The organism is Ottowia sp. (assembly GCF_035444425.1).
GTDB lineage: Bacteria > Pseudomonadota > Gammaproteobacteria > Burkholderiales > Burkholderiaceae_C > Ottowia.
In genome coordinates this window covers 1-4,466 of the sequence record NZ_DAOMOQ010000080.1, presented here as the reverse complement: position 1 = coordinate 4,466, position 4,466 = coordinate 1, and the positions used below count along the sequence as shown (strand labels likewise).

General features: G+C 73.1%; 3 protein-coding genes. 1 reads left to right on the top strand and 2 read right to left on the bottom strand.

The annotated features are described in order from the left end of the window. Nucleotides 1–3 precede the first annotated feature (3 nt). Nucleotides 4–87, top strand: coding sequence for a hypothetical protein (locus tag PK606_RS15980; RefSeq protein WP_502920862.1), 84 nt, complete (start codon nucleotides 4–6; stop codon nucleotides 85–87). A 122-nt stretch (nucleotides 88–209) separates the two neighbouring features. Here the strand turns inward: PK606_RS15980 and PK606_RS15900 are convergent, their stop codons facing one another. Beyond that, nucleotides 210–2,456, bottom strand: coding sequence for a DUF6351 family protein (locus tag PK606_RS15900; RefSeq protein ID WP_324565338.1), 2,247 nt, complete (start codon nucleotides 2,454–2,456; stop codon nucleotides 210–212). Nucleotides 2,457–2,585: 129 nt separating this feature from the next. Further along, nucleotides 2,586–4,409, bottom strand: coding sequence for an ABC transporter transmembrane domain-containing protein (locus PK606_RS15895; RefSeq protein ID WP_324565336.1), 1,824 nt, complete (start codon nucleotides 4,407–4,409; stop codon nucleotides 2,586–2,588). Nucleotides 4,410–4,466 lie beyond the last annotated feature (57 nt).

The window sequence follows — 4,466 nt, the reverse complement described above, 5'->3', positions numbered from 1 at the left end:
GCACTGGTCACCTACCGCTACCGCGAACTCACCCCCGCCGGTCAGCCCCGCTTTCCGCGCTTCGTGCGCGAACGCACGCTGCCCTGAGGGGGCACGTGCCAGAAGCCAACGCGTGCTGCCCGGAGCGGCTTCGGTTGCCACACGCGCAAGCGCTCAAAGACGATGCCGACCTGCGCGGCGATCGCCCACGGTCGGCGCCGCGCAGTGTCTCAGGGGACCGCCGACCGCCAGTGCGCCGGCACCGCATCGAGCGGCCGGCCGGCATCGCCCAGGCGGTAGTCGCACACGCCGTCGGGGAAGATCGCGCGCAGGCGATCGGCATGGGCGCGCATGTCCACCGCGCCGTACTCGCCGGCGGCGATGGCGGCGTCGACCGACTGCAGCCGGCACTTGAAGAGGTCGCCGGCGAGCGGGCCGCCGGCTGCCGTGCGCGAGGTGCCGAAGACCCGGAAGGCGGCGCTGCAGGGGCCGGCGGGGCGCGCGTTGCCGACACCATCCCAGACCCCGTCGCCGAGTGCGATGAGCCCCCCTGCAGCATCGAAGCAGCTGTCCGCCGCCGCCGGCGGGCGGTTGCCGACGACGCCGCGCTCCGGGGCCGCGCGCATCGCCTGCAGCCAGTCGTCGATGACCGCAAGCGCGCGCGGGGTCGGGTCGTAGTCGGGGTGCGCGACCCAGATCGCCTGGCGGCCGCTGTCGCCCAGCGCGGCGACGATGCGCGCGCGGGCAGCGAAGGAGGCGCTGATGTGATGCATGTCGAGCTCGGCCTCGCGGTCGTGGCGCAGGTCGATCACCGGAATGTCGAGGTAGCCGAGGAAGACCTGGCCGCTGCGATAGGCCGCTTCCATGGCCGCGACGTCGCCCGTGCTGCGCGGCGCCGGCCCATCGCCGGCCGCATGCGTCATGTTGTGCGCGCTCCACAGCGACAGCCACAGCGGCTGGCGCAGACCGGGCAGGCGGTACAGGCGCTCGGGCTTCATCTGCGCCGCCGGCTGCCAGCCGCCGATGCGGGCGTTGAGCTCGAGGAAGGCCTCGGGCGCGAGCTCGCCGCGGCGCAGCGCCTGCAAGCCGTACTGCACGCCGACGTTGTCCCAGGTGCGGCGGCCGTGGCCCTCGCCGTCGACGCCGTAGATCGGCGCCAGGTCGTCCCAGTAGGTCCAGTTCACCTGCGCCCGCAGGGCCTCGGCGTAGTGCTCGGCGCGCGGCGTGAACCGCGGGTTGAGCACCAGCGGCGTCAGCCGCCGCCAGCCCTGCACGCATTCGCTCGCGCCCGCCGGCCAGCGCGGCAGGCGCCCCTGCAGCAGCAGGTTGGGCGGATAGAGCACGGCATAGCGGTTATCGACGCCATTGAGTGCATTGAGTCCGCCGACCTGTCGCCGCGCCTCGTGGTCGCGCCAGCGTGCGGTGTCGGCGGCGGCGACGTCGAAGTAGTACTCGAGCAGCTCGCAGTCGAGCGCATGGGTGGTCTGGGTGACCATGTCCGGGTAGGCGTACTGCGGAATCGCGGCGTCGAGCAGGCCGGGCAGGTTCTGCGCGAACAGGTATTGCTGCAGCCCGCCGCCCGAGCCGCCGAGGCCGACGGTGTACAGCGGCGCGCCGTAACGGGCGACGAACTGGCGCTTGACGCGCAGCGCGGTGTGGCCGGCCAGCACCATGTTGTAGTGCACCGAGCTGTGGTTGCCGGTGGAGGTGACGAGGGCATAGCCGCGGGCAAGCGCCTCGGCGTTGCGCTCGAGGATGCGCTCGAGGGCCAGCCTGCCCTGCCGGCGGCCGATGCCGACGCCGCCGCCGAACAGGTAGATGAGGCGCCGGTTCCAGTAGCGACCGTCGGGCGCCTCTGCCGCCTCGGCCGGATCGGCAAGGACGACGATGGCGTAGAGGAAGCGGTTGAGGCTGCCGCGCTCGACGCGCAGCACGAAGGGGATGTCGCGGCCCTCGTGGCGCAGCGTGTCCACATCGGTTGCCGCCGCGCTCCACGGGACGAAGGCCTCGCTGCCGACCGGCTTGTAGTAGTGATCGATGCGGCTGCGGATCAGGCAGTCGCGGCTGTAGCCGAGGATCTCGCCGCCGGGCAGGCCGTCGGCACCGACGCGCCGCACCGGCACGCCGTGGCCGTCGTGGTTGTCGATCTCGGGCTGGCCGAGGCCGGAGCGCGCGGTCTCGCACAGGAAGGGATACTGCAGCGGACCGAGGGCCGGCGCGCCCGCCGGGCCGATTCCGCCGATCGGGATCGGGTAGCGGGTGTCGTCCTCGGCATAGGGAAAGGGATGGGGATAGCGATAGGGCGAGGTGGCAGATTTCGCCGGCCCGCCGGCTGCAGGCCGGTCCGCCTGCGCCGGCATGCCCACCACCTGCGGCTCCACCGCATCGGGCGGGCCGCCGACGACCGCCCACGCCAGTGCCGCCAGCAGCGCGGCAACCGGCAGCGACAGCAGAAGGCGAGACCCGTGTGTTCTCATCGCGGCGCGCGCCGGCACCCAGGGCGTCCGGCAGCAGAAGGCTTGCTCAGTCGGACCGGGGCGCGGCCGCGTCGTTCAAGCGGGCGCCGGACGCCGGCCTGCCAGGCCGGAGCGTTGCCGGGCAGCCCCTCAGGGCGCGAGCTGCAGCGCCGCCAGCCGCGCATACAGCCCACCCTGGCGGCGCAGGTCGGCCGGGGTGCCGGTCTCGACGATGCGCCCGCCGTCGATCACGACGATCCGATCGACCTGCTGCACGGTGGCCAGGCGGTGGGCGATGATCAGCGTCGTGCGCCCCTGCATCGCCGCCGCCAGGCCCTGCTGCACCAGGATCTCGGATTCGGCGTCGAGCGCGCTGGTGGCCTCGTCGAGCAGCAGCACCTGCGCACCCTTCAGCATCGCGCGGGCGATCGCGATGCGCTGGCGCTGGCCGCCGGACAGCCGCGTGCCGCGCTCGCCGAGGAAGGTGGCGTAGCCCTCGGGCAGGCGGGCGATGAACTCGTCGGCGGCGGCTGCGCGTGCGGCGGCGATCACCTCGTCGTCGCTCGCCGCCGGCCGGCCATAGCGGATGTTCTCCAGCGCGCTGGCGGAAAAGATCACCGGATCCTGCGGCACGATGGCGATGCTGCCGCGCAGCGCGTGCAGCGCCAGCTCGCGGATGTCCTGGCCGTTGAGACGGATGCAGCCCGCGGAGACCTCGTAGTAGCGCAGCAGGACCTGCAGCAGGCTGGTCTTGCCGGCCCCGGAGGGCCCGACCAGGGCCACGCGCTCGCCGGGTTCGATGTGCAGGCAGATGTCGTCGAGCGCCCGAACATGCGGCCGCGCCGGGTAGCAGAACACGACGTGCTCGAAGTCGATCGCCACCTGCGCGGCGCGCTGCGGGGCGCGTGGCGCGACCGCCTCGCGAATCGCGGACTCGGCGTGCAGCAGCTCCATCAGGCGCTCGGTGGCGCCGCTCGCGCGCATCACGTCGCCCCACACCTCGGCCAGCGTGCCGACGCCGCCGGCGACCAGGGCGGCGTAGATCACGAAGGCACCCAGCTCGCCCAGCGACAGGCTGCCCGCCTGCACCTGGCGCGCGCCGATCCACAGCACGAAGATGATGGTGCCCATCACCGCGGCGATGATCAGCGCGGTCAGCAGCGCGCGCACCCGGGTCCGGCGCACCGCGGTGCGAAAGCTGGTCTCGCTGCGCTCGCCAAAGCGCCGCGCCTCGGCCGCCTCCTGGGTGAAGGCCTGCACCGTCGGCATCGCGTTGAGGATCTCGCCGGCGAGCGCCGAGGCATCGGCGATGCGGTCCTGCGATTCGCGCGACAGCCTGCGCACTCGCCGCCCGATGAGGATGATGGGCAGCGCCAGCAGCAGCAGCAGGCCGGCGATGAGGCCGAACAGCTGGACGCTGGTCACCGCCAGCATCACCATGCCGCCGACGAACTGGAACAGGCTGCGCAGGCCCATCGACACCGAGCTGCCGACCACGGTCTGGATCAGCGTGGTGTCCGCGGTCAGGCGCGACAGCACCTCGCCGGTCTGCAGCGTCTCGAAGAACTGCGGCGACTGCCCGAGCACGCGCGCATACACCGCGCTGCGCAGGTCCGCCGTGACCCGCTCGCCGACCCACGACACCATGTAGTAGCGCCCCGCCACCGCCACCGCCCACAGCAGCGCCAGCCCGAACAGGGCGACGAACTGGCTGTCCAGGCTGTCCGTGCCGAGCAGGCCGCCGCCGGCCGCGACCCCCTTGCCGAAGCCCGAATCGATGAGGTCACGAAAGGCCAGCGGCACCACCAGGATGGTCGCCGAACCGAGGCACAGCAGCGCGAAGGCGAGCGCCACGCGGGCGCGGTAGGGGCGCAGGAAGGGCAGCACGCCGCGCAGGGCGGTCACGGCGCGCGCGGCGGACGGGGCGGACGGGGCGGGCGCGGCGGCAGAGGGAGCGGGGCTTGGGCGGCGCATGCGCGATTATGGTCTGCTTCCGGCCGTTGCAGAATGCGCCTACCATGCGCGCTCACG